Annotated in this window: 4 protein-coding genes and 1 pseudogene; 2 read left to right on the forward strand and 3 right to left on the reverse strand. The window is 35.2% G+C overall.

The features are described from left to right. The 3 genes from ACOI1C_RS22210 to ACOI1C_RS22220 all read right to left on the reverse strand — a co-directional run. A partial coding sequence (locus ACOI1C_RS22210; protein WP_422512819.1) for a tyrosine-type recombinase/integrase occupies positions 1-679 on the reverse strand: 679 nt, incomplete at its 3' end. Then, on the reverse strand, positions 666-1,640 hold the full coding sequence (locus tag ACOI1C_RS22215) for a tyrosine-type recombinase/integrase (protein ID WP_422512820.1): 975 nt from the start codon (positions 1,638-1,640) through the stop codon (positions 666-668). The genes ACOI1C_RS22210 and ACOI1C_RS22215, both read right to left, overlap by 14 nt. Next, positions 1,633-2,853, reverse strand: coding sequence for a site-specific integrase (locus tag ACOI1C_RS22220; protein ID WP_422512821.1), 1,221 nt, complete (start codon positions 2,851-2,853; stop codon positions 1,633-1,635). Before ACOI1C_RS22220 ends, ACOI1C_RS22215 begins: the two co-directional genes overlap by 8 nt. Before the next feature lie 160 nt (positions 2,854-3,013). Here ACOI1C_RS22220 and ACOI1C_RS22225 point away from each other — a divergent pair. Both ACOI1C_RS22225 and ACOI1C_RS22230 read left to right on the forward strand, forming a co-directional pair. After that, positions 3,014-3,244, forward strand: a pseudogene (locus ACOI1C_RS22225) (transposase domain-containing protein); the annotation flags it as partial. Between the two features lie 154 nt (positions 3,245-3,398). Then, positions 3,399-4,631 (forward strand): hypothetical protein (locus ACOI1C_RS22230; protein ID WP_422512822.1); only part of this gene is annotated, 1,233 nt, incomplete at its 3' end.

The raw sequence follows: 4,631 nt of genomic DNA on the forward strand, positions 1-4,631 counted from the left end.
TTCCATACTTGCTTGAAAATAAATAATCTTCATCATTACTACCTGTTTCTTTTAGAAACTCTGCTATATATTGTTGTGTACTTTTCCAAATTGGAATTGTTCGTTCTTTTCTCCCTTTCCCAAGAATACGAAGGGAACTTGTTCCATTTCTGTTTAAGGAGATTTGGTGCTTCTGAATTGAAGCTAACTCTGAAACCCTTACTCCGGTATTATAGAGAATCGCAATCATCATCAGATCACGTCTACCTAACCAACAATTTACATCGCAGGCATCAAGTATTGCCTCAACTTCTCCTTTTATTAGATAAGCAACTGCCTTTATTTGGGTTTTCTTAAAAGGTACATTCCTAACCCTTTGAATAATTCCGAGATATTCTGGAGCTTGATAGGAAACATATTCTACAAACGAATGAATAGCAGCCAATCTGTTATTTCTAGTCTTTATTGAATTCTTTCGAGTCAACTCAAGATAGTTTAAAAATTCAATTACATTTTCAGCATTAAGCATTTCAATAGTAATTTTCGAAGACGCACAATGTTTATTTTCTTTCATGAAATGGAGGAAAATTCTAAATGTATCACGGTATGAGCTGACTGTACAAGGAGAAACATTTTGTTGTTTCATAAGTCGTTCTAAAAAGAACCGTTGTAACAATGATTGAAAACTATTCTTTTGCATAAATTACCTCCATCTCTAATCCGTGTGTGTAATTTTCAAATTGTTTAGTAGCAATAGTTAAAAGCTCTGGAGTACCTGTTAGATACCAATAGGTATCATTTGGTTTAACGTGCCCAAGGTAAGTTGAAAGTAAATAAATGTGATGATTTATATCCTCCCCTTCTTTAAACCAACGAATAATAGTATTACAAGCAAAAGTGTGCCTTAAATCATATAATCTTGGAGGACGATTATCCCAACTCTTTTTTCCCTCCGATAACAGCGATGCGCGAATTACTGTAAAACTATATTCTAAATTTCTGAGTGAAAGCATTTTACCTCCAGTGGCTAAGAAAAAATGAGGATCCGAACTATTTGGATAAAGACTGTCCCGATAATTCGCATAATCCTTTAAGGCATTTATAACTGTTGATTGAACTGGTATATTTCGATATTTATGAAATTTCGTATCTCGAATATAAATTTCCATTTTGTTAAAATTGATATCAGTCCGTATTAATCTGCACAATTCGGATACACGAATTCCCGTTGACCAGAGTAGACCTAGTGCGATATTCGTGGCTTTAGCTCTTAATCCGTCTGGTGATAATAGCTCATTCGCTTTTTCCATCAGTAAAAGGACTTCGTCATTCGAATAAATATATGGCGTAACCCTGCCATGACATTTTCCAAATACTCCAGTTCGAGGTACTTGAGTTTCCACATCGACTGCAAAAGCGTATTTTGCAAAAGAATGAACAGTTTCCAGCCTTCTTGCTTTATACCACTGGCTATAATGGGCTTTTTCAGAAGCCCAATCGAGAGCTAACTCAATTGTAAGTGAACCTTCATGACATTTATCTTTTGCAAATTTTGCGAAACGTCTAAGTTCTGCCGACTCTATTGTAATTTGATAGCCCAAGCTTTGTTTAAACGAAATATAATCTTCAACTTGCCGTGTAAGTCTATGATCTCTATTCATATTTTTTTACCAATATCGATTTATCAGGCCAAGTACTAGTGACAGATTGTAAGGAAGAAAGTCCAACTTTTGTATAAATTACAGTTGTATCAATGGATTCATGTCCAAGAATATCTGCAATTATCTTTAAGCTTGAGCCACTTTCGTAGAGATTTTTGGCTTTGGAATGTCGAAGAATATGAGTGCCTGTAATTTCAGAAGAAATTCCTGCTCTCGCATACGCACGTCGGATTGTTCCCCGAATTTGTTCTCGTCCCATAGCTTCGCCACACTTATGAGAAAACCTAACAAATAGCGTGCGTTCAGCTGTTTTAGGACGTGAGTTCTTCAAATATTGAAAAATTGCTTCTCCAATTTTTGTGGATAGAGGTAGTTCTCTTTCTGTATGGGTTTTCGTTTTTCGTATTAGAATTTTCCCTTCCCGCCAATTAAAATCTTCAAGTGTTAAAGAGGCAACTTCCAATGCACGTAAGCCTAATTCGGTAAAACTTAACGCAATTGCATAATCCCTTAATCCAACTGCCGTTTTTAAATTATAAGAAGCCAACATACTAGTAATTTCATCTATATCCAATGTTTTGGGAACATTGGAATACCTCCACACTGGCGTGCGTAATGGAAGAGAGAGTAAACCTATTTCCAATGTAACTCCCTTAAATTGTAAGTAACGTATGTAACTTCTTAATATTCCAATTACTCTTTTCTTGGAAGATGGTTTTAGGTGTATTAATTCAGTGACAATAAATTTTTGAATTGCATCAATCGATATCGATTCTTCATGGGTCTGTTGTATGGGGGGAATGTAATAGAGGAATCGTTTTAGATATTGTTTATGTGAGAGTAAGGTTGAATCGGTTAGTCCAACAACATCTGTTAAATAATCTACGTATTCTAAAATTTCCTCGTCAATAAATTCACTTGTTTTTTCTATTTGAAGTGGCTGATATTTAGCGCCAGTCTTATAGAAAAAATAAAGGTGTAACGCAGCTCTGGCATTCTTTAGATATTTATTTTGAGGATAATAACAGTTCATATATGCATTAATAGCTAATTTCAATGATTTTATTTCGTTTTTTTTATTGTCATCATTGTTCCAATTTAAATAATGCAAAACTATTTGTGAATACTTCAAAGTCGTCGATGCTTTATAATTCTTCATCATAAAAGTCTTGAAATCATAAATTTCTTTGTCAAATAATGTATTATTGTTCAAATTGAACGTCACCTCACACCTTTTTTATAGTGTGCTCGTAATGTCAATTTTTATGTAGAGTATAAATCATTGAAACTTCAAGAGAACCAAACAAATCCGAACAATACCTAACATAAATAGATACTAAACATAATTTCGTTTATGTGTTTAAGGACATAATCGGAAAAACTGGTTATTCTCAAATACGAAACGAGGGGCAACGGCGAGTGCAACAATCTATAGTATAGTTGAGACCGCCAAAGAAAATCAGCTAAATCCCTATCAGTACCTCACATACCTATTTGAAAAACTTCCAAATATTGATACAACTGACAACGAGGAAATGGATAAACTTATGCCTTGGTCATCTACTCTTCCCTTAATATGTCGTGTGTTTAAGAAGAATAAGTAAATCATAACAAAATCCCCATCTACTTTTATAGGTGGGGATTATTTGACGCTCACGGATAAACAATGGCTAAGCAATTTAAAAAATAAATGAGTTCTGGTTCCTAATAATACCTTAGCATTTAAGAACAAAACCAATAGTTGTATAATTTTAATAAATGAATTCAAAAAAGGTTGCCTTTGATGAATACAATCAAAGTGTGTACAGTAAAGATTCTTCGACTTCAGCTGTTGAAACGTGGTCGTACTATGATGGAATTGGAAATCAGGCAATATTCCTAGATAAATTAGGAGCCTCAACATCCATCTATGATGCGAATGGACTGCTTAAGGAAGTGGTAGATGCGCTAGGTAAGAAAACTGCATATACGTATAATGCAGCTGGGGATAAGACAAAGCTTGTCGATGCAACAGGAACCGTCACGAATTGGGAATATGATGCGGAAGGGCAACTAAAAGAAGAGAAAAAGACCATCATAAACCCAGATACGAAAGAAGAGACAACTCAAATCGTTTTGTATAAGTATAATTCTCTTGGACAAGTTACGAAGAAAATCGTAAAAGAATCCAAAGGACTACTATCGACTACAACATCCAAAGAGATCCTTTATGTTTACGATGAACTAGGTCGTCTAGTAAAGGAAGCCGGAAAATCAATCGATACTGGATTCAAATCAGAAAGTCGCTTTTACCATGATAATAACGGAAACGTTGTAAATACATGGATTTATGACGAGACCAATGCGATCCCGATTTATGTAGATCCTGACGGCGATGGATTCTTTAATAGTGAAACCGTTTCAGTATACGATCAAAATAATCGTCTACTAAGTGAAACAATCAGTCATACAAGTACAACAGCCACAAATACGTTCGACGATAAGAAGAATGAAGAAACACTAACAACAGCCCTAGGTAATACCGTTGTAACGTATGATGATAACGATCGAACGAAACAGATCGTCACACCTAACTTTGATGCGTTTACGTATGATTATAATGTAGATGACACCATCGCCAAGGTTACGGCACCTGGAATTGAAACCTCGCTTACGTATAACGGAGGTTCTAAAGTTAAGACAATCAAGGGTATTAATCGGGGGAATAGTACTTCTATCATTGATTTGGAGTATCAACACTCTGCAACCGATCAGATTACTCAAATTGCCGAAAACGGAGCTGTCAAGAAGAAATACACGTATACAGCAACAGGTAATTTAGAGACCGTTGAATCGAATGGAAACGTGTTAAAATACACGTATGATGGAAATTCAAACATCATACAAGTAGACAACCTTACAACAGGTAAAGTAAAAGAGTCCTACACGTACTCTACTGGAAATCGAATTCTCCAAAAGAAAGAATTCAATGAGACTACAGGTTCCTTGCTA

The organism is Bacillus sp. DJP31, from assembly GCF_049310945.1.
GTDB lineage: Bacteria > Bacillota > Bacilli > Bacillales > SA4 > Bacillus_BS.